The 20,682-nt window shown below is 65.3% G+C and carries 21 protein-coding genes; 6 read left to right on the top strand and 15 right to left on the bottom strand.

Annotated features, from left to right (window positions below):
* Positions 1–18: 18 nt before the first annotated feature.
* Positions 19–1,488, bottom strand: coding sequence for an IMP dehydrogenase (gene guaB, locus QTH90_RS02090; protein ID WP_286662872.1), 1,470 nt, complete (start codon positions 1,486–1,488; stop codon positions 19–21).
* Positions 1,489–1,659: 171 nt separating this feature from the next.
* Here guaB and QTH90_RS02085 point away from each other — a divergent pair, with 171 nt between their 5' ends.
* On the top strand, positions 1,660–2,169 hold the full coding sequence (locus QTH90_RS02085; RefSeq protein WP_286662871.1) for a DUF4124 domain-containing protein: 510 nt from the start codon (positions 1,660–1,662) through the stop codon (positions 2,167–2,169).
* Between the two features lie 10 nt (positions 2,170–2,179).
* On the opposite strand, the gene QTH90_RS02080 is transcribed toward QTH90_RS02085, so the two are convergent.
* Both QTH90_RS02080 and QTH90_RS02075 read right to left on the bottom strand, forming a co-directional pair.
* Positions 2,180–2,512, bottom strand: a complete 333-nt coding sequence (locus QTH90_RS02080) for an RnfH family protein (RefSeq protein ID WP_286662870.1) — start codon at positions 2,510–2,512, stop codon at positions 2,180–2,182.
* Positions 2,512–2,958, bottom strand: coding sequence for a type II toxin-antitoxin system RatA family toxin (locus QTH90_RS02075; RefSeq protein WP_286662869.1), 447 nt, complete (start codon positions 2,956–2,958; stop codon positions 2,512–2,514). Before QTH90_RS02075 ends, QTH90_RS02080 begins: the two co-directional genes overlap by 1 nt.
* A 62-nt stretch (positions 2,959–3,020) precedes the next feature.
* On the opposite strand from QTH90_RS02075, the gene smpB reads away from it, so the two are divergent.
* The 5 genes from smpB to QTH90_RS02050 all read left to right on the top strand — a co-directional run bounded on the left by smpB (position 3,021) and on the right by QTH90_RS02050 (position 5,873).
* Positions 3,021–3,497 carry an SsrA-binding protein SmpB gene (smpB, locus tag QTH90_RS02070; RefSeq protein WP_028250248.1) on the top strand — a complete coding sequence of 159 codons (477 nt, stop codon included), beginning with the start codon at positions 3,021–3,023 and terminating at the stop codon, positions 3,495–3,497.
* A 12-nt stretch (positions 3,498–3,509) separates the two neighbouring features.
* On the top strand, positions 3,510–4,097 hold the full coding sequence (locus QTH90_RS02065) for an LbetaH domain-containing protein (protein ID WP_286662868.1): 588 nt from the start codon (positions 3,510–3,512) through the stop codon (positions 4,095–4,097).
* Between the two features lie 88 nt (positions 4,098–4,185).
* Positions 4,186–4,701: an RNA polymerase sigma factor gene (locus QTH90_RS02060; RefSeq protein ID WP_286662867.1), complete on the top strand. Its 516-nt coding sequence runs from the start codon at positions 4,186–4,188 to the stop codon at positions 4,699–4,701.
* Positions 4,702–4,714: 13 nt separating this feature from the next.
* Positions 4,715–5,449, top strand: coding sequence for an anti-sigma factor family protein (locus QTH90_RS02055; RefSeq protein WP_286662866.1), 735 nt, complete (start codon positions 4,715–4,717; stop codon positions 5,447–5,449).
* A gap of 43 nt (positions 5,450–5,492) precedes the next feature.
* Complete coding sequence (locus QTH90_RS02050) at positions 5,493–5,873, top strand: COG4315 family predicted lipoprotein (protein ID WP_286662865.1); 381 nt, start codon at positions 5,493–5,495, stop codon at positions 5,871–5,873.
* Between the two features lie 81 nt (positions 5,874–5,954).
* Here QTH90_RS02050 and QTH90_RS02045 read toward each other — a convergent pair whose 3' ends face one another.
* The 12 genes from QTH90_RS02045 to QTH90_RS01990 all read right to left on the bottom strand — a co-directional run bounded on the left by QTH90_RS02045 (position 5,955) and on the right by QTH90_RS01990 (position 20,674).
* Positions 5,955–6,380, bottom strand: a complete 426-nt coding sequence (locus tag QTH90_RS02045; protein ID WP_286662864.1) for a YXWGXW repeat-containing protein — start codon at positions 6,378–6,380, stop codon at positions 5,955–5,957.
* 78 nt (positions 6,381–6,458) lie between these two features.
* A complete protein-coding gene (locus QTH90_RS02040) occupies positions 6,459–7,379 on the bottom strand; it encodes a DMT family transporter (protein WP_286662863.1) in 921 nt (306 codons plus the stop codon).
* Positions 7,379–9,214 carry a translational GTPase TypA gene (gene typA, locus QTH90_RS02035; RefSeq protein ID WP_286662862.1) on the bottom strand — a complete coding sequence of 612 codons (1,836 nt, stop codon included), beginning with the start codon at positions 9,212–9,214 and terminating at the stop codon, positions 7,379–7,381. The genes QTH90_RS02040 and typA overlap by 1 nt, the downstream gene beginning before the upstream one ends.
* Entirely contained in the window at positions 9,211–10,155 is a 945-nt protein-coding gene (truB, locus tag QTH90_RS02030; protein WP_286662861.1) for a tRNA pseudouridine(55) synthase TruB, read from the bottom strand. The genes typA and truB overlap by 4 nt, the downstream gene beginning before the upstream one ends.
* Positions 10,156–10,157: 2 nt before the next feature.
* The gene (rbfA, locus tag QTH90_RS02025; RefSeq protein WP_068685509.1) at positions 10,158–10,529 is read right to left on the bottom strand and encodes a 30S ribosome-binding factor RbfA; all 372 of its coding nucleotides are present in this window, start codon (positions 10,527–10,529) and stop codon (positions 10,158–10,160) included.
* A 21-nt stretch (positions 10,530–10,550) separates the two neighbouring features.
* The gene (gene infB / locus QTH90_RS02020; protein ID WP_286662860.1) at positions 10,551–13,457 is read right to left on the bottom strand and encodes a translation initiation factor IF-2; all 2,907 of its coding nucleotides are present in this window, start codon (positions 13,455–13,457) and stop codon (positions 10,551–10,553) included.
* 24 nt (positions 13,458–13,481) lie between these two features.
* Complete coding sequence (gene nusA, locus QTH90_RS02015) at positions 13,482–14,966, bottom strand: transcription termination factor NusA (RefSeq protein WP_286598805.1); 1,485 nt, start codon at positions 14,964–14,966, stop codon at positions 13,482–13,484.
* 17 nt (positions 14,967–14,983) lie between these two features.
* Positions 14,984–15,592: a ribosome maturation factor RimP gene (gene rimP, locus QTH90_RS02010; protein ID WP_286664445.1), complete on the bottom strand. Its 609-nt coding sequence runs from the start codon at positions 15,590–15,592 to the stop codon at positions 14,984–14,986.
* Between the two features lie 149 nt (positions 15,593–15,741).
* A complete protein-coding gene (locus QTH90_RS02005) occupies positions 15,742–16,947 on the bottom strand; it encodes a YbfB/YjiJ family MFS transporter (RefSeq protein WP_286662859.1) in 1,206 nt (401 codons plus the stop codon).
* Positions 16,948–16,967: 20 nt separating this feature from the next.
* Complete coding sequence (locus QTH90_RS02000; RefSeq protein ID WP_286662858.1) at positions 16,968–18,584, bottom strand: ABC transporter ATP-binding protein; 1,617 nt, start codon at positions 18,582–18,584, stop codon at positions 16,968–16,970.
* 16 nt (positions 18,585–18,600) lie between these two features.
* On the bottom strand, positions 18,601–19,653 hold the full coding sequence (locus QTH90_RS01995) for an ABC transporter permease (RefSeq protein ID WP_286662857.1): 1,053 nt from the start codon (positions 19,651–19,653) through the stop codon (positions 18,601–18,603).
* Complete coding sequence (locus QTH90_RS01990) at positions 19,646–20,674, bottom strand: microcin C ABC transporter permease YejB (protein ID WP_286662856.1); 1,029 nt, start codon at positions 20,672–20,674, stop codon at positions 19,646–19,648. The genes QTH90_RS01995 and QTH90_RS01990 overlap by 8 nt, the downstream gene beginning before the upstream one ends.
* Positions 20,675–20,682: the final 8 nt, after the last annotated feature.

Raw genomic sequence — 20,682 nt, 5'->3', positions numbered from 1 at the left:
CGCAGCCTGGGGGTGTGCTTATTCAGCGCGGTAGTTGGGCGCTTCCTTGGTGATCTGCACGTCGTGCACGTGGCTCTCACGGATGCCGGCGGTGGTGATCTCGACGAACTCGGCCTTGTTCTTCATGTCCTCGATCGTGGCGCAGCCGCAGTAGCCCATGCTGGCGCGCAAGCCGCCGGACATCTGGTAGACGATCGACACCATCGAACCCTTGTAGGGCACCCGGCCTTCGATGCCCTCGGGCACGAGCTTGTCGGCGTTGGGGTTGCCGGTGGTGGATTCCTGGAAGTAGCGGTCCGCACTGCCCTGCTGCATGGCACCGATGGAGCCCATGCCGCGGTAGCTCTTGTAGCTGCGGCCCTGGAACAGCACGATCTCGCCCGGCGCTTCTTCGGTGCCGGCGAACATGCCGCCCATCATCACGGTGCTTGCGCCGGCGGCGATGGCCTTGGCGATGTCGCCCGAGTAGCGGATGCCGCCATCGGCGATGAGCGGAATGCCCGTGCCCTGAAGCGCCGTCGCGACGTTGTCGACCGCCATGATCTGCGGCACACCCACGCCGGCCACGATGCGGGTCGTGCAGATGGAGCCCGGGCCGATGCCGACCTTGACCGCGTCGGCCCCTGCGTCCGCGAGTGCGCGGGCCGCATCGCCGGTGGCGATATTGCCGCCGATCACGTCGACCTGCGGATAGTTCTTCTTGACCCAGCGCACGCGTTCGATCACCCCGGCGCTGTGGCCGTGGGCGGTGTCGACGACGATGGCGTCGACGCCCGCCTTCACGAGCGCTTCGACGCGCTCTTCGGTGCCCTCGCCCACACCGACCGCCGCGCCGCAACGCAGGCGGCCGCTGGCATCACGCGCGGCGTTCGGGAAGCTGGTCTGCTTGGTGATGTCCTTGACGGTAATCAGGCCCTTGAGCTCCCAGGCCTCGTTGATCACGAGCAGGCGTTCGAGCTTGTGCTTGTTGAGCAGTGCCTTCGCGTCCGCGAGCGTGGTGCCGTCCGGCACGGTGATGAGCTTGTCGCGGCGCGTCATGATTTCGCTCACCGGCACGTCGTAGCGGCTTTCGAAGCGCAGGTCGCGCCCCGTGACGATGCCGACCACCTTGCCCGCGTCGCACACGGGGAAGCCCGAAATGCCGAGCTGGTCGGACAGCGCCATGACCTCGCGCACGGTGTGCGTCGGCGTGATGACGACGGGGTCACGCAGCACACCGGACTCGTAGCGCTTCACCTTGGCGACTTGCGCGGCCTGTTCGGCAGCGGTGAAGTTCTTGTGCACGATGCCGATGCCGCCTTCCTGCGCGATAGCGATCGCGAGGCGCGCTTCGGTCACGGTGTCCATCGCCGCCGAGACGAGCGGCAGGTTCAGCGTGATGTTTCGGGAGAGCCGGGTGGCGAGAGAGGTGTCCTTGGGCAGGACCTGGGAGAACGCTGGCACCAGCAACACGTCGTCGAAGGTGAGCGCTTTGCCGAGAAGGCGCATGGGTGAAGCTCCAAAAGACGGATTGTAACGATGGCTCGGCACCCGATCAGGCGAAGGGACTTGGGCTTTCACACACGCATTCGTGTTCGGACGCTCCGGATTTCCGGCAGAACGTTGGAAAAATGCCAGAAACAAAGTTGCAAAACGTAAGGCGGCGCTAAACTGCCGGCCATGAAATTCGCGCATCTGCTTGTCATCGGGTCGGTCTTCCTGCTTCCGCTGGGCGCGCAAGCCCAGTGGCAGTGGGTCGACAAGGACAACAAGAAGGTGTTCAGCGACCAGGCGCCGCCGCCTGACATTCCCGAGAAGAATATCCTTCGCAAGCCCGGCGGCCCCACCAAGCGATTGAGCTTCAGCACGCCGCCCGCGCCGGCGGAAGCCGCACCGGAAGCCGCGCCCGCCGCTGGCAGCGCCAAGCCGACGGGCGTCGACAAGGAGCTCTCGGAAAAAGCGAAGAAGGCCGAGGAAGCCGAAAAGGCCAAGCAGGCCGCCGAGGCGCAAAAGGTCGCGCAGGCGAAGGCGGAGAACTGCAATCGGGCTCGCCAGGGCAAGGCGACGATGGACAGCGGCATCCGCGTGGCCCGCGTCAATGCGCAGGGCGAGCGCGAAATCATGGACGACAACGCCCGGGCTTCCGAGCAACAACGCCTGCAATCGGTGATCGACGCCGACTGCAAGTAAGGCGAAGCGCCTAGTACCCGGCCTTGCCGCCCTTGCGCCGGCGCGCAAACAACCCCGTTCCGCGAGCGCCCTGCTGCCGGAATCGTTCGCGCCGCGCGACCTTGGGATCGACGGTGAGCGGTCGGCACAGCTCGACCCTGTCGAGGTCTGCAAGCACCTGATCCCATTCGACCGCCCTGCCCCAGACACCTGGGACAAGAGCCTGCCAGTCGAGTTTCGGAAAGCTCGCAGCCAGGCCGCTGGCGATCACCGCGTCACGCGCCGTGGCGCCCTCCGACAGCGACACGACCTGCTCGAACACCTCACGCGGCGCCGGCGAGTACGCCACCGTGACTTGCAGCATCAGGGCGTGCCGTAGATGTGCTCGGCCCGCTTCACGAAAGCCTCGACCAGATTCGAGGCGATCTTGTCGAATACGGGCCCTACCAATGCCTGCAGCGCGAAGTTGCTGAAGCCGTAGCTGAGGTTGAGTTCGACGCGACACGCACGCTCGCCCTGCTCCCCGACGGGCGTGAACTTCCAGGCACCGTCGAGATTGGAAAAGGGCCCATCGACCAGCTTCAGATGCACCTCGCGGCCAGGCACATGGGTATTGCGGGTGGTGAAGCTCTGGTGAAAACCGCTGAAAGCAAGGCCGACCTCGGCGGTCATGCCCAGTTCATCCTGCTCGATGACTTTCGACCGATCACACCACGGCAGAAATTCGGGATACTTCGCGACGTCGGTGACGAGGGCGTACATCTCTTCGGCGCTGTACCAGATCAGAACGGACTTGTGGACTGTTTTCATAGAATCGGCACCGCGTGCGCGACGGATTGTATTGAAGCCATGCAGCCCTCACCTGACACACCATGGCCACAAAAAAACAAGACACCTCCTCCCGGATCGCGGACAACAAGAAAGCCGCCTACAACTACTTCTTCGAGGAGCGCTTCGAAGCGGGCATGGTGCTCGAAGGCTGGGAGGTCAAATCGCTGCGCGAAGGCAAAGTGCAACTGACCGACGGCTACGTCGTGATCCGCGACGGCGAACTGTTCGTGATCGGCTGCCAGATCAACCCCTTGCGCTCGGCGTCGACGCACGTCACCCCCGACTCCGTACGCACCAAGAAGCTGCTGCTGCACAAGGAGCAGATCCGCCGCCTGATCGGCAAGGTCGAGCAGAAAGGCTATACGCTGGTGCCGCTCAATCTCCACTGGAAGGCGGGCAAGGTCAAATGCGAGATCGCACTGGCCAAGGGCAAGGCCGAGCACGACAAGCGCGACACCATCAAGGACCGCGAAGGCAAGCGTGAAGTCGAGCGGGCCATGAAGAGTCGCAGCCGCTGAAGGAAAACATCGATGGCGCTTCAACCCCTCGACGCTGCGCGCGTCAACCCGCTCCAGGGCGGACCGAGCTTTTCGCTGGGCAATCGGGTGTTGCGCGCCGTGTGGAACCTGAGTTGGGCATTGCTCGCATCGTGGACGCCGCCGCAGATGCGCTTCTGGCGCCGCTTTCTCCTCAAGCTGTTCGGCGCGCAACTGGGCGAAAACAGCGATGTGCGCGGCAGCGCGCGGGTCTGGTATCCGCCTCACCTGCATCTCGCCGACCGTGCATTGTTGGCCGAACGGGTCACTTGCTACAACATGGCGCCGATTTCGCTCGGCCGCGCGGCGCTGGTGTCGCAAGGCGCGCATCTCTGCGCCGGCAGCCATGACATCTCGTCGGCCACTTTCCAGCTGACCGCCCAACCGATCGTGATCGGCGCACAGGCGTGGATTGCGGCCGAGGCTTTTGTCGGGCCGGGCGTCGAGGTCGGCGAAGGTGCGGTGCTGGGTGCACGGGCCGTCGCGTTCCGGTCGCTCGATCCATGGACCGTGTATGGCGGCAACCCCGCCAAGCCGCTCAAGCGGCGCGTGCTTCGCGAGAGCCCGGCCGGCGACGGTTGATCTTTTTTTTGGCGCGCATGGAATAAACGCCGGTGCGCCGGCGTTTATGCAGCAGATAACGGATATTGCTGATCTGCTCAGACTCCCCATGGACTCGCGCCTCCTCGTCGACCACATCCCCAGCCTGCGGCGCTATGCCCGTGCGCTGACGGGCGACCGCTGGGCTGCCGACGACCTGGTGCAGGACACACTGGAGCGCGCCTGCAGCAAGTGGCGGCTGTGGATCGTCGGGAGTGATCTCCGGGCCTGGCTCTTCACCGTCATGCACAACGTGTTCGTGAGCCAGGTTCGACGGGCGCCGGCGCCGTTCGGGGCAGCTGTCGACATCGACGACGTCGTGCATGAGCTGCGCAGCGTCGATTCGCATCGCGACCAGGCCATCGACCTGCAACGCTGCCTGCTGCTTCTGCCCGAGGACCAGCGTGCCGTGCTGTTGCTGGTGGCGCTCGAAGACCTCTCCTATGCGCAAGTTGCCAAGGTGCTCCGCATTCCGGCGGGCACCGTGATGTCGCGCCTCTCGCGGGCGCGCGCCCGCCTGCAGGACCTGATGGAAGGGGCGCCTTCGCCCGTTGCGGCCCGCCCCGGCCTGCGTCGCCTCAAGTGAATCGGCTATCGCCATGAACACCCCCACGCTTCCACCTGACGATGACCTGGCCGCATGGGAGGTCCAGCGCGATGCATTGCGGCAACTGCATCGCGAGGTGCTCGACGAGCCCGTTCCGCCGGCCCTGTTGGCCGCAGCGGGCCTTGCTGACAAGCAGCACGCCCGGCAAGCCCGATGGATGCGTTGGGGCGGCATGGCGGCGAGCATCACACTCGCCTTCGGCGCGGGCTGGCTGGCCAACACTCATTGGGCCGCACCAGCGGGCGGCGCGGTGCTGGCCCGCGCGCCGGCCACACGTGAATTCGTTCATGCCGCGTCGGTGGCCCATGCGGTCTACGCGCCCGAGAAGCGGCATCCGGTCGAGGTGGCCGCGGCCGAACAGCAGCATCTCGCGCAATGGCTCTCGAAACGGCTCGACAAGCCGCTCAAGGTACCGGACCTGTCGGCAGAAGGCTACGCGCTGGTCGGCGGTCGTCTGCTACCCGGCGGCGAAGGCGCGCGGGCACAGTTCATGTTCGAGCGGGCCGGCGGCGAGCGCATCACGCTGTACATCGGCAGTCTCGGGCCGGACGCAAACGCGTCACGGTCAGATGAGACGGCCTTCCGCTTCTCGGCGGACGGGCCGGTCCCTAGCTTCTACTGGGTCGATCGCGGCTTTGGCTACGCGCTGTCGGGTGCGCTGTCACGCGACGCGTTGCTCGGCCTCGCGACGGCGGTGTACCGCCAGCTTGAAAAGACAGCGGGATAGACTGTCCCGCTGAGTTCGTTTTTTAACCGAAGGAGAAATCTTCATGAAAATTCTCAGCGCCTCGATCCTTGCCGCCGCCCTCCTCGCAGGATGCGGAAGCATGTCGCCTGCGGCGGACACGCCGACTCGCACGTCCGACGGCGTATTGATCGGCCCATCCGGCATGACGCTCTACACCTTCGACCGCGACGCCGCGGGCAGCGGCAAGTCGGCCTGCAACGGGCCGTGCGCCACCAACTGGCCGCCGCTGAGCGTGGCCGACAACGCCAAGCCGATGGGCGCCTACACCATCATCGTCCGCGACGATGGCAAGAAGCAGTGGGCCTACAAGGGCTCGCCGCTCTATTACTGGTCGAAGGACACCAAGGCCGGAGACAAGACGGGCGACGGGTTCAACGGGGTGTGGAAGGTCGCGCGCCCTTGAGTCATGGAGCCCGCCGCTCGGCGGGCTGAATGAAAAAGGCCGGCTTGCATGCCGGCCTTTTCGTTGCGGAGCCGCAGCCGCTCAGCAACGTCCCTTCTTCGCCTGACCCGGAGGGCAGTGATAGCCGCCGTGGTCATGGTCGTCATACCGGTCGTGATGGTCGCCATGTCCGTGGTGCTTGTCCTTCTTGTGCTTGGAGGCCTTCCAGTTCGGCTCGACCCAGCGCCAGCCGCCATCCGCGCGCACCCAGCGCCCCGGTGCATAGACGTAGTCGGGGCGCGCAGGCTCCCAGTAACCTCGCCGCCAGTCATAGGCGTTGTGCTGCCATTGCCAGTTCCCCGGCACCCAGACATAGCCCGGGCGCTGCGGCGGCATGGCCTCGTAGCGCGGCGGCGGAGGCGCAGCCATGACCACGCCGGGCACGTTGATGTTGATCGACACCTGGGCCGTCGAGCAAAGCGGCGCCGCGAGAAAAGCACAGGCAGCCAACGCAATGGAAAGTCGCATCAATACATCCTCAAAAAATAAACAACGTCCTGCGGGTCGGCCAAGGCATCAGTGATTGCCCTGACGGCCTCCACAGGCTCAGTGGGGACTGGTCAAGGCGCCGTCGGGAGCACGCCTTTCGCGAAGGCCCAGGAGCTCATTGAACACAAGCGCTCCGATGACCACCACGCCGCCGATCAAGACGCTCGACTCCGGCTCCTCGCCCGCTCCGATCCAGGCCAGCGCGATTCCGAAGATCACCTCGAGCAGCGCGAGCAGCGACACTTCAGGCGCCTTCAGGACCCGCGCGCACATCACCGACAGCGCACAGGGAATCGCAAGCTGGAACAACCCGAGGAACGCCAGCAGGCCCAGGTCATGGGCGTTCGCCTGGAACGGCCACGCCAGCGGCAGTGTGACAAGTGTGGAGATCGCGGCGCCGATCAGCACCGCGGGAACGAGGTCGATGTCATGGCCTTTGGCATGGGCATGCTGGACCACGGTCCAGTTGCACGCAGCGGCCAGCGGCACGCACAGGGCGACGAACGTGCCGAGCAATTGCCCCTCGCCGAGTTCGGTGCCGTACATCCAGCCGATGCCCAGCCCGGCTGCGACGATGGCTGCCCAGGTGCGCGGCGGCAGCTTGTGGCCGATGAAGATCCGCGCGGCCAATGCCGTCAGCAACGGACCTGCCGACATCGTCACCAGCACATTGGCGACGCTGGTCAGCGTGAGGGCGACCATGAAGGCGGTGAACATCACGCCCCAGCAAACGCCGGAGACCCACAACTCGTGGCCTCCCCGGCGGATCTTCGCGAACACGGCCCGCCCCTGCCACAGGGGCAGGATCACCAGCAGCGACACCAGCGTGAAGAAGCTGCGCCAGAAAGTCACCTCGAAGCTGCGCGCATGCTCCAGGTGGCGCGTGACGACCCCAGCCGTCGCCCACATGAGGGTCACGACGACCATCAGCCAGACCGCGCGGCCGTGGGTGAGCCCACGGCCCCCCACGTGCTGCATCAGACTGCCGTCTCGCGCGAGGCGCGCTTGCGCTCGTGTTCCTTCAGGAAGCGCTTGCGCAGACGCACGCTCTTCGGCGTGATCTCGACCAGTTCGTCGTCCTCGATGAACTCCACGCCGTACTCCAGCGTGAGCTCGATCGGCGGGGTGATCTTGATCGCGTCTTCCTTGCCGGACACACGGAAGTTGGTCAGCTGCTTGGTGCGCGTGGCATTGACCACCAGGTCGTTGTCGCGGCTGTGGATGCCGACGATCATGCCTTCATACACCGGATCATTCGCACGCACGAACATGCGGCCGCGGTCGTCCAGCTTGCCCAGTGCGTAGGTGAAGATTTCACCGTCGTCCATGGAGATCAGCACGCCGTTCTTGCGGCTGCCGATCTCGCCCTTGTGCGGCTCGTAGCTGTCGAAGATGTTCGAGATCAGACCCGAGCCGCGCGTCAGGTTCAGGAATTCGTTGGTGAAACCGATCAGGCCTCGCGCCGGGATGCGGTACTCGAGGCGCACACGGCCACGGCCGTCCGGTTCCATGTTGACCAGTTCGCCCTTGCGCTCGCCCAGGGCCTGCATCACGCCGCCCTGATGCGCGTCTTCGATGTCGGCAGTCACCAGCTCGATGGGTTCGTGCTTCACACCGTCGATGTCGCGGAACACCACACGGGGCTTCGACACGGCCATCTCGTAGCCTTCGCGGCGCATGTTCTCCAGCAGGATGGTCAAGTGCAGTTCGCCACGGCCCATGACTTCGAAGATGCCTTCTTCGTCCGTTTCCTTCACGCGCAGCGCCACGTTGTGCTGCAGTTCCTTTTGCAGACGATCCCAGATCTGGCGGCTGGTGACGAACTTGCCTTCTCGGCCGGCCAGCGGGCTGGTGTTGACGCAGAAGTTCATCGTCAGGGTCGGCTCGTCGACCTTGAGCATGGGCAGCGCAACCGGGTTCACGGGGTCGGTGATCGTCACGCCGATGCCGACGTCCGCAATGCCGTTGATCAGCACGATCTCGCCCGGGCCGGCTTCGGTCGCCTGCACGCGTTCGAGGCCCTGGAAGGTCAGGACCTGGTTGACCCGGCCCCTGACCGCCTTGCCGTCCGGACCTTCCATCACGACGACGTCCATCATGGGCTTGATGGTGCCGGCGTGGACACGGCCAACGCCGATCCGGCCGACGAAGGTCGAGAAGTCGATGGCGGAAATCTGCAGTTGCAGCGGCGCTTCAGGATCGCCTGCGTGCGCCGGCACGTGCTTCAGGATGGTGTCGAACAGCGCCGACATGTCGGGGCCCCATTGTTCGCCGTGCTCGCCCTCTTCCAGCGACGACCAGCCGTTGATGCCCGAGGCGTAGACCACGGGGAAATCCAGCTGTTCGTCGGTAGCGCCGAGCTTGTCGAACAGGTCGAAAGCGGCATTGACCACGTAGTCGGGGCGCGCGCCCGGCTTGTCGACCTTGTTCACCACCAGGATCGGCTTCAGGCCGAGGGCCAGCGCCTTCTTCGTCACGAAGCGGGTCTGGGGCATCGGGCCTTCCTGGGCGTCGATCAGCAGCACCACGCCGTCCACCATGCTAAGTGCGCGCTCGACCTCACCACCGAAGTCCGCGTGGCCGGGGGTGTCCACGATGTTGATGTGCATGCCCTTCCACGTCACGGCGCAGTTCTTGGCCAGGATCGTGATGCCGCGTTCCTTTTCGATGGCGTTGTTGTCCATCACGGTGTCGACCACTTTCTCGTGCTCGGCAAAGGTGCCGGACTGGCGCAGCAGCTGGTCGACCATGGTGGTCTTGCCATGGTCCACGTGGGCGATGATGGCGATATTGCGGATCTGGTTGGTGCTCATGGTGTCGCTTCGGTCAATAGTGTTTGCTGGATTTCGATGGGGCTCAACAGGCGCCCGGGAATCAGTTCGCCGGCCTTCACGTGGGCCGTGCCGAGGAATGCAGGGGGGTCGTGGCCGAAGACGGACACGGCAGGCGCATCCGGCCACTTGCCGCGCCGGCGCAGGCCGGAGAGGAAACGCCCGGCATCTTCGGCGTCGAGCGTGACGGGCGTGTGATCGGCCACCAGCGCTTCGGCCGGCAGCAGTCGTCCCAGCCGCTCTTCCTCGCTCATGGCTTCGAGTGACTCCAGCGTCACGCACTGCGAAACATCGAAGCCGCCGGTCTCGATCCGGCGCAGCGCGGTGAGATGTGCGCCGCAGCCCAGGGCTTCGCCGATGTCCTCGCCCAGCGTGCGGATGTAGGTGCCCTTGCTCACGGTCGCACGGATGCGAATCTCGTTGGCGGAAGAGGCATCGACGGCCAGCTTGTAGATCACGACATCGCGTGGCGCACGTTCGACTTCGACGCCTTCGCGTGCGTACTCGTACAGCGCCTTGCCGTCCTTCTTCAATGCGCTGTGCATCGGCGGGACCTGGCGGATCGGGCCTGTGAACTGCGCTTCGACGCGCTTCAGATCATCGGCGGTCACGGCAACGGGCCGCTCGGCGATGACTTCGCCTTCGGCATCGCCGGTCGACGTCTTCACCCCGAGGCGCGCAGTGGCCTCATAGGTCTTGTCGGCATCCAGGTGCAACTGGCTGAATTTGGTAGCAGCCCCGAAGCACAGCGGCAGCACGCCGCTCGCGAGGGGGTCGAGCGTGCCGGTATGTCCGGCTTTTTCGGCGCGCAGCAACCACTTGGCCTTCTGCAAGGCCTGGTTGCTGGAGAGACCCAGCGGCTTGTCGAGCAGCAACACCCCATGCACAGGGCGCCGCTGCACCCGTGTGCGTGGCGCGTTCATCTTCAGTCGTCTTTGGAACGGGAAGCGACGGCCTGCGCGATCAGCGCATTCATGTCGGCGGCACGCTCGGTCGTGCGATCGAACTGGAAATGCAGCGTCGGAACCGTGTGGATGTGCAGGCGCTTGAACAGGCCGTTGCGCAGGAAGCCCGCGGCCTGGTTCAGCGCTTCGGTGGTCTCGACCGGATCGCCCACGAGCAGGCTGAAGAAGACCTTCGCATGCGCGTAGTCGGGCGTGACCTCGACCGCCTGGATCGTGACCATGCCCACCCGCGGGTCCTTCAACTCGCGCGCGATCAACTCCGTCAGATCGCGCTGGATCTGATCGGCCACCTTGAAGGCGCGGTTGGGGGTAGCGGCTTTTCTCTTGGGCATGGCCAGGGTCGCTCGGTACGCTTACAGCGTCCGGGCGATCTCCTTGATCTCGAAGAACTCCAGCTGATCACCTTCCTTGATGTCGTTGTAGTTCTTGAGCTTGATACCGCACTCGAAGCCTTCGCGCACTTCGCGGACATCGTCCTTCATGCGCTTGACCGAGTCGATTTCGCCCGTGTAGATCACCACGTTGTCGCGCAGCAGGCGGAAATGCGCGCTGCGGTTGACCGAACCGGAGGTGACCATACAACCCGCGACCGTACCGATCTTGGAGGCCACGAACACGGTGCGGATCTCGGCCGAGCCGATGATCTCTTCGCGCCGCTCGGGAGCCAGCATGCCGGACATGGCGACCTTGATGTCGTCCACCGCGTCGTAGATGATGCTGTAGTAGTGCAGTTGCACACCGTTGCTCTCGGCCAGTTTGCGCGCACCGGCATCGGCACGCACATTGAAGCCGATCACGATGGCCTTCGATGCGATCGCGAGGTTGATGTCGCTCTCGCTGATGCCGCCGACGCCGGCGTACACCATCTGCACCTTGACCTCGTCAGTCGCCAGCTTGAGCAGGGACTGAGCCAGCGCCTCTTGCGAGCCCTGGACGTCGGCCTTGATGATGATCCGCAGCGTCTGCACTTCGCCTGCCGACAGGTCGGTGAACATGTTCTGCAGGTTCGCGGCCTGGGCCTTCGCCAGCTTGGTGTTGCGGAACTTGCCGGCGCGGTAGGTGGCAATCTCGCGCGCACGGCGCTCGTCGCTCATCACCATGAATTCGTCGCCGGCCTGCGGCACCTCGGTCAGGCCCTGGATCTCGACCGGAATCGACGGACCCGCGGACTTGATGGTCTTGCCGTCCTCGTCGATCATGGCGCGCACGCGGCCATAGGTCGAGCCTGCCAGCACCACGTCGCCCGTCTTGAGCGTGCCGGACTGGACCAGCACGGTCGCGACCGGACCACGGCCCTTGTCGAGCTGGGCTTCGATGACCAGACCCTTGGCAGCGGCATCCACCGGCGCCTTGAGCTCGAGCACTTCGGCCTGCAGCAGCACCTGCTCGAGCAGATCGTCGACGCCCTGGCCCGTCTTGGCCGAGACCGGCACGAACGGCACATCGCCGCCGTACTCTTCGGGCACGACTTCCTCGGCGACCAGCTCCTGCTTGACGCGATCGAGGTTGGCATCCGGCTTGTCGACCTTGTTGATCGCGACCACGATCGGCACACCCGCAGCCTTCGCGTGCTTGATGGCTTCCTTGGTCTGCGGCATGACGCCGTCGTCGGCCGCAACCACCAGGATCACGATGTCGGTGGCCTGCGCACCGCGGGCACGCATGGCGGTGAACGCCTCGTGACCCGGGGTGTCGAGGAAGGACACCATGCCGCGTTCGGTCTGGACGTGGTACGCCCCGATGTGCTGCGTGATGCCGCCGGCTTCGCCCGCCGCAACCTTGGCGCGACGGATGTAGTCCAGCAGCGAGGTCTTGCCGTGGTCGACGTGACCCATGACGGTCACGACCGGAGCGCGCGGCAGGGCTTCGGCCTGTTGCGCCGACACGTCCTCGTCGGTGAACGCTTCCGGATCGTCCAGCGCGGCAACCACAGCGTTGTGGCCCATTTCTTCCACGATGATCATCGCGGTGTCCTGGTCCAGCGACTGGTTGATGGTCGCCATCTGGCCGAGCTTCATCAGTTGCTTGATGACTTCCGACGCCTTGACGGCCATCTTGTGCGCAAGTTCCGACACCGTGATGGTTTCAGGCACGTGCACTTCGAGCACGCGCGCCTCCACCGGTGCGGCCTGCACGCGTTCTTCCTGGCCGTTGCGATCGTTGCCGCGACGCCCGCGAGGGCCTCCGCGCCAATTGCCCCGACCGACGCCGCCGCTGGCATCGCCGCGGGTCTTGATTTCCTTCTTCTTGGCCGTGTCGCCCGCCCAGCTCGACGAGAGCTTCGCGGACTTGACTTCCTTGCCTGCGCCAGGCGCAGCAGCCGCGCCAGGGGCGGCGGGCGCACCCGGTCGGGCGGCCGGAGCCGTCGGCTTGTGCAGCGTGCCCTTGACCCCGGCCTTGGCTTCCGGCGCGGGCTTCTCGGGCGCCTTGTGCGGCACCAGCACGCGAGCCGGCGCATTCATCATGGCGCGGATGGCTTCGGCCTCGGCCAGTGCCTTGCGGCGGCGTTCGTCCAGGTCCTTGGCGCGAGCGGCTTCCTCGTCGGCGCGAGCCTTCGATTCGGCGGCGGCCTTGGCCTTGGCGTCGTCCTTGGCCTGCACGGCAGCGGCTTCCGCGGCGGCCTTGCGGTCGGTCACGGCGGGGGCTTCCTCGACGGGTTCAGGCGCGCCTTCCGTCACAGTCGCGGCAGCGGCGGCTTCGGCAGCCTTCTTCTTGGCAGCCTTGGCTTCTTGCTCGGCCTGTTCGGCGCGCTCGGCCTTCTCGCGCTCACGCGCCTCGGCTTCTTCGCGCATGCGGCGCTTTTCGGCCAGCTCTTCTTCCTGGCGACGGATCAGCTCGGCCTGACGGCGCGCTTCTTCCTCGCGGCGGGTGAGTTCGGCTTCGTCGATTTGCGGTGCGGCCGGAGCAGCTGCGACAGGTGCTTCCTGCGGAGCCGGTTCGGCAGCGGCCGGGTGGCCTTCATCACGCTGGATGAAGGTGCGCTTCTTGCGCACCTCGACCTGGATCGTGCGCGCACGGCCGGTGGCATCGGCCTGCTTGATCTCGCTCGTCGACTTCTTCGTCAGCGTGATCTTCTTGCGCTCGGGCTCGACCGTGCCATGGCTGGCCTTCAGGAAGCCGAGCAAGCGCTGCTTGTCGGCCTCCGTGAGCGCGTCGGTCGGTGCCTGCTTGGGCACCCCGGCGCTCTTGAGCTGGTCAAGCAGGATTTCGGGAGTCTTCTTGAGCTCGTTCGCGAACTCGGCGACAGTGGTACTGGACATATTGGTTTCGTGCCTCCATGACCATCACTCTTGGCCGGCGAACCAATGTTCGCGGGCTTTCAAGATGAGGTTCTTGGCGTCATCGGCGCTCTGGCCGGTGATCTCGGTGAGTTCATCGACCGCAAGGTCGGCCAGGTCGTCACGGGTGTGGACACCCGCCTCGGCCAATTTGGGGATGAGGGCCGGGTCGAGCCCGCCGAGGTCGCGCAGATCCTGCGAGACGCTCTCGACGTTTTCTTCACGGGCGATTTCCATGGTCAGCAGCGCATCCTTGGCGCGCGAGCGCAGCTCGTTGATCGTGTCTTCGTCGAAGCTCTCGATCTCGAGCAATTCGGAAATCGGCACATAGGCCACTTCTTCCAGGCTCGTGAAGCCCTCGGAAATCAGGATGTCGGCGATTTCCTCGTCGACATCGAGCTTTTCCATGAAGAGCTTGCGGCTGGCGTCCGTTTCGGTCGCCTGCTTCTGGGCCGATTCGTTGGCGTCCATGATGTTGATCTTCCAGCCGGTCAGATCGGAGGCGAGCCTCACGTTCTGGCCGCCGCGACCGATCGCGATCGCGAGGTTTTCCTCGTCGACCACCACGTCCATGGCGTGCTTTTCCTCATCGACCACGATCGACGAGACATTGGCCGGTGCCAGCGCACCGATCACGAACTGTGCCGGGTCTTCGCTCCACAGCACGATATCCACGCGCTCGCCGGCGAGTTCGTTGGTGACGGCATTGACGCGCGTACCGCGCACGCCGACACAGGTGCCGATGGGGTCGACGCGCTTGTCGTGCGAGAGCACGGCAATCTTGGCGCGCGAGCCGGGGTCGCGGGCGCAGCTCTTGATCTCGAGCAGGCCTTGCTCGATCTCGGGCACTTCCTGGCGGAACAGCTCGATCATGAACTCCGGCGCCGCGCGCGACAGGATGATCGGCGCGCCGCGCAGCGTCAGGTCGACCTCCATGATCATGGCCCGCACGCGGTCGCCGTTGCGCAGGTTTTCCTTGGCGATCATCTCGCTGCGGCGCAGGCGTCCTTCGACACGGCCGGCCTCGACGATGATGTCGCCCTTGTCCAGGCGCTTGACCGTGCCGGTGAAGATCTTCTCGCCGCGCGACATGAAGTCGTTGAGCAGCATCTCGCGCTCCGCGTCGCGGATCTTCTGAAGGATGACCTGCTTGGCCGCCATCGCGCCGATGCGGCCGATCGGCACCGAATCCACCGATTCCTCGATGTACTCGTCGACCTCGATGTCGGGCATTTCTTCCTTGGCTTCGAACAGGAGGATTTCCTGGTCGGGCAGTTGCAGGCCAGCCTCATCGGGCACCACGTGCCAGCGGCGGAAAGTCTCGTAATCGCCGCTGTCGCGGTCGACGGCGACGCGAATGTCCACGTCGCCCTGATAGAGCTTCTTGGTGGCTTGCGCCAGGGCAGACTCGACTGCGCCGAAGACGACGTCACGTTCGACGTTCTTCTCGCGCGAGATCGCATCCACCAACATCAACATTTCGCGATTCATGCCACCACTCTCCTCGTTCAGTCCGACACCACCGTGCCAGGTTTGGGCCTGCGCCCCTTGAAATCCACTATCGGGGCGAGCCGCGCTTCGCGGAGCTCGTCCAAAGCAAAACCCAGCGCCTGCAGGGGTGCAGGCGCGCGCTTCTTGCTGATCTTCTGACCGGGCTTCGGCGCCGGCTCGTCGCTCCAGACGATCTGCCAGCCATGCGAGCCGTCGGCCGCTGCAACACGCTCCAGCGTGCCGCGAAATTTCTTGCGATTGGCCGCCACCTGGCCGCCAGCCGCCGCACCCATCGGGGCCTTGAGCGTGATGTCGATCACCTCGCCGGCAAAACGTTCGAAATCCTGCTCATTGCGCAGCGGCCGGTCAATACCCGGCGACGACACTTCGAGCCGCTTGTAGTCGGCGCCGTCCACTTCCAGCGCGAATTGCAACTGGCGGGTCACCTTCTCGCAATCCTCGACAGTGATGAACGGCTCCGGCGTGCCCGGCGCAACTTCTGAATTGGGGCCTTTCCAGGGCAAATCAATCGTGACGCGCAGCAATCCCCCGGCCGAGCGTTCGATCTCGACCAGGTCGTAGCCGAGCCCGGCCACGGTTTGTTCCACTGTCTGCTGCAATGCCACGTGTATGTTTATGCCCTTGGTGTGCCCGATGCCGCCGCCCGCCTGCGACATCAAGAATGCTTCGACCAATAAAAAACGGGCGGTTGGTACCCGCCCGTTTGGTCGTGAGCCTTGAATTATATGCCAATTGCGTTACGAAAGTGGGGTTTCTACGTGCTTCGGATACCTTTGGTGACGCGTGAACGGTGCCAGACCCCGATAAAAAGCACCGCCCCTATTCCGAGCGCGCCGGCGGCCACCAGCAGGGGAACCGCGAAGGACCCTGTCCGCTGGGCCAACGGCGCGGCAAATAGCGGCCCGAGGATCTGGCCGACGCCATAGGAAGCCGTCGCGTAGCCGATCAGGCCTGCGGCGGCATTGCCCCGGAGCCGCCGCGCATCCCGCATGGCAAAAAGTGTGATCGCCGTAAAGGGCATTCCCAACAGCAGGCTGCCCAGCGCAAACCCGGTGATCGTCGGCCATGCCACCGACAGCACGACGCCCAGCGCCTGCAAGGCGTAGGCCAGGCCCAGTAACAGCCGATTGTCCCAATGGATGGGTGCCCGGGCACCGATCAAGGCGCCCGGAACGATCGCCAGGCCGAACAAGGGCCAGAAAAAATCCGGCCAGGGCGAGCCCGGCAGCGCCTGGCGTGCGATCACGGGAAGAAAGGTCGCCGTGATGATGTAGCCGAAGCCGGCCAGACCATAGAGGGCCACCAGCCAACGCGCGTCACTGCGCGCAGCGGCGGATTCGGCCGCAGTCGGCGCGGCTGCAGGCCCGGCCTGGGGTGCCGCGTGGGCCGCTTCCCCGTCATTAAAGATGCGCCAGACCAGCGCGATCAGAACCAGCGACAGCAGCCCGAATCCGATCCATCCCGCATTCGACCCCCACCGGCCGACCGCGCCGCCCAGAAGCCCGGTGGCCGCAATGCCGATGCCTGGCCCCGTGTAGATCACGCCCGCCAGGGCCGGCGCCCCGGTCTCGGCCAGTCGACGCAGGCCCCACCCGGACGCGAACACGAAAGTCCAGGCGCTCATGACGCCCGCCGCCGTACGAAGTACGCCCCAGACGGTGAAGCCGTGCAACAGCCCCATTCCCAGCAGCAGCGCCGCGGTGGCAATCAACCCGCCGCGCACCATGGCAGCCGCCTTCACCCGGATCGACGCGCAGCTCAGCGCACCTAGAAAGTAACCGAGGTAGTTGAGCGAAGCCAGGACGCCACCCGCCTGCAGGTCGAGCTTGCCCTCGTGCAGCATGATGGGAAGCATCGGCGTGAAGGCGAAGCGCCCGAGACCCATCGCCACCGCCAGCGCTGCCATGCAGGCCAGCGCCGCGCGCCAGGCACCGCGCCTGTCGTAACCGATCAGCGACATTCCGCTCTCTCCGAATTCTTCTAATCTGCCAGCGCTGCGGCTACCAGTTTCTGCGTGTAGGGGTGTTCAGGCGCGTCGAGCACCCGGTCGACGGGGCCCGATTCGAGGATCGCGCCGTCTTTCATGACGATGACCTTGTGCGCCATCGCGCGGATGACCTCGACGTCGTGCGTGATCAGCAGGTAGCTCAGACCACGTTCGCGCTGAAGGCGCTGCAGCAAGCCGAGCACCTGCTTCTGGATTGTCACATCGAGCGCACTGGTCGGCTCGTCGAGCACCAGGAGACCGGGGTCGACGATGAGCGCACGGGCAATCGCCAGACGCTGCCGCTGCCCGCCTGAAAACTCGTGCGGGTAGCGGTCGAGCAACGAAGGGAACTGCGCCTCCGTCAAGCCGACATCGGCCAAGGCTTGGAGCGCTCGCGTGCGGCGGGCAGAAGGATCGAGTTCGGGCGCATGCACCGTCAGGCCTTCGCCGACGATCTGCTCGACCGTCATGCGCGGCGAGAGCGACGAGAACGGGTCCTGAAAGACCACCTGCATCACCCGCCGCAACGCCCGGTCGCTGGCACCGCCCGCAGCCCACTTTCGGCCGCCGACGGCCAGATCGCCCTCGTGTTTCAGCAGGCCCAGCGCCGCGAGGGCCAGCGTGGACTTGCCCGAACCGGACTCGCCCACCACGCCGAGCGTCTCGCCCGGCGCGATGCTGAAATCGGCGCCCTGCACCGCCACGAACTCGCCCTTGCGAAACCATCCTCCAATGCCCGGGCGCGACACCGGATAGATCACCCGCAGCGCCGTGGCTGCGAGAACCGGCGGTGCGTCGGCATCGACCGCGACGGGTGCCACGTCTCGCGTCGGACGGCTGTCGATCAACTTGCGCGTGTAGGGGTGTCGCGGCGCGTCGAACACGGTCGACACGGCGCCGTGCTCCACGATGTAGCCGTTCTCCATCACCGCCACCCGATCCGCGAAGCGGCGCACGAGGTTCAGGTCATGCGTGATGAGCAGCACCGCCATGCCGTACTTGCGTTGCAGGTCGGCCAACAGCTCCAGGATCTGCGCTCGCACGGTGACATCGAGTGCGGTGGTTGGCTCGTCGGCCAGCAGAAGGCGCGGCTTGCAGGCCAGTGCCATCGCGATCATGGCGCGCTGCCGCTGGCCGCCGGACAACTGGTGCGGAAACGCCCGCGCCCTGCGAGCGGGCTCCGGAATACCCGTGTCCGCCAGCAGTTGCACCGCAGCTTCGTGCGCGGCGCGCGCCGACAGTGCCTGGTGCAGTTCGAGCACTTCGGCGATCTGGTCGCCCACGGGGTAGAGCGCATTGAGCGCCGTCATCGGCTCCTGGAAGATCATCGCGATCTCCTTGCCGCGGATGCCACGCAGCCGGACCTCTGACAGAGACAGCAGGTCGCGCACGCCGCCGCCCTCCCCGTCGACAAAGTTCGCGACGCCCGAGATTTCCGCGTTCTGCACGAGGCGCAGCAGGCTCAGCGCCGTGACGGTCTTGCCCGAACCCGATTCGCCGACCAGCGCCAGCTTTTCGCCCTGCGCGATCTGGAAGTCGATGTCGTGCACCACCTCCTTGTCGCCAAAAGCGACGCGCAGGCCTTCGACCTTCAGCAAGGGCGCGCTCATGGCAGCCTCCGGTGCGTCATCGGTCGGCCTTTCGCGGATCGAGCGCGTCGCGCAGGGCATCACCCATGAAGGTCAGCAGCATCAGCGTCAAGACCAGGACGCCGAAGGTGGACAGGGAGATCCACCAGGCATCGATGTTGGCCTTGCCCTGGCTCAGCAGTTCGCCGAGCGACGGCGTTCCGGGCGGCACCCCGAGGCCCAGGAAGTCGAGCGACGTCAGCGCGAGGATCGACGCACTCATGCGAAACGGAAGAAAGGTCACCACCGGCGTCATGCTGTTGGGCAGGATGTGCTTCCACATGATCTGCAGGTTGCCCACGCCGAGCGCCCGTGCGGCACGCACGTAGTCCATCTGGCGGTTGCGAAGGAACTCGGCGCGCACGTAGTCGGAGAGGCCCATCCAGCCGAACAGGCTCAGCAGTATCAGCAGCAACGCGACACTGGGCGCGAAGACGGCGCTGAAGATGATGAGCAGGTAGAGCTCGGGCATCGAACCCCAGATCTCGATGAAGCGCTGGAACGCGAGATCGACTTTCCCCGCGAAATAGCCCTGCACGGCGCCCGCCGCCACCCCGAGCACGGTGCCGATGGCCGTGAGCGCGAGGCCGAACAACACGCTCACCCGGAAGCCATAGATCAACTGCGCCAGAAGGTCACGGCCGCGATCGTCGGTGCCGAGCCAGTTGTCGCGGGTCGGCGCCGCCGGACTTGGCGACTTGGCGAAATAGTTGAGCGTCTTCGGGCCGTACGGGTTGATGGCGTAGATCGCCCAGTTGTCGCCTTGCGTGATGCGCTCGCGGATGAAGGGGTCGAGGTAGTCGGTCGGCGTCTCGAAATCGCCACCGAAGGTCTTCTCCGAATAGTCACGAAGAACCGGGAAATAGATCCTGCCTTCGTAGCGCATCACGAGCGGTCGATCGGTCGAGATCACTTCTGCGAAGAGACTCAGGACGACCATCGCGACGAACAGCACCAGGCTCCAGAAGCCCAGGCGGTTGCGCTTGAAGCGCAGCCAGGCACGGCGCCCAGGGCTGACCGACGCGGGTCGGGCGGTCGGCGCGCTAGTCAAACTTCACCCTCGGATCGACCCATACGTAGCAGAGATCGGAGATGAGCTTGGTCAGCAAGCCGATCAGCGTGAAGAGGTACAGCGTGCCGAGCACCACCGGGTAGTCGCGACGGATCACGCTCTCGTAGCCCAGCAAGCCGAGTCCGTCCAGCGAGAACAGCGTCTCGATGAGCAGCGACCCGGTGAAGAAGGCGCCGATGAAAGCCGCCGGGAGACCGGTGACGATCGGAATCAGCGCATTGCGGAACACGTGCTTCCACAGTACCTGACGCTCGCCCAGCCCCTTGGCGCGCGCTGTCAGGACGTATTGCTTGCGGATCTCCTCCAGGAAGGCGTTCTTGGTCAGCATCGAAGTGACTGCGAAGCTGCCCAGCACCATGGCCGTCACCGGCAGCGTGATGTGCCACAGATAGTCGACGATCCGGGCACCCCAGCTCAGGTCTTCCCAGTTGGCCGAAGTGAGGCCGCGCAACGGAAACCACTGCAGTTGACCACCGAAGACCACCAGCAGGGCCACGCCAAGCACGAACCCCGGAATCGCGTAGCCCACGAGGATCAGCAAGGTGGTGACGAGGTCGAAGCGCGTGCCCGCCCGCACGGCCTTCGCGACGCCCAGGGGCACCGCGACGCCATAGCTGATGAAGAAAGTCCAGAGCCCGAGGCTGATCGACACGGGCAGCTTCTCGAGAATGAGCGTCCATACGTCCTTGTTCTGGAAGAAGCTGCGGCCCAGGTCGAAGCGGGCGAACTGGCCCAGCATCTGAAACAGCCGCTCGTGCGCCGGCTTGTCGAAGCCATAGAGAGCCTTGATTTCCGCGAGCCGCTTGGGGTCGACCCCCTGATCGCCGCGGTAGTTGGAGCCACCCGACTCGACCCCACCACGCACGCCCGCCTTCGCCTCGGCCAGGTACTGCTCCACCGGTCCGCCGGGCACGAACTGGATCACCAGGAACGTCACGAGCAGCACGCCGATCAGGGTCGGGATGAAGAGCAGCAAGCGCTTGAGGACGTAGGACAGCATGGCGATGT

It is taken from the genome of Variovorax flavidus (genome assembly GCF_030317145.1).
Classification (GTDB): domain Bacteria; phylum Pseudomonadota; class Gammaproteobacteria; order Burkholderiales; family Burkholderiaceae_C; genus Variovorax; species Variovorax flavidus.
Note: the sequence above shows the minus strand (reverse complement) of the source record. Positions and strands in the feature narration are given on the sequence as shown.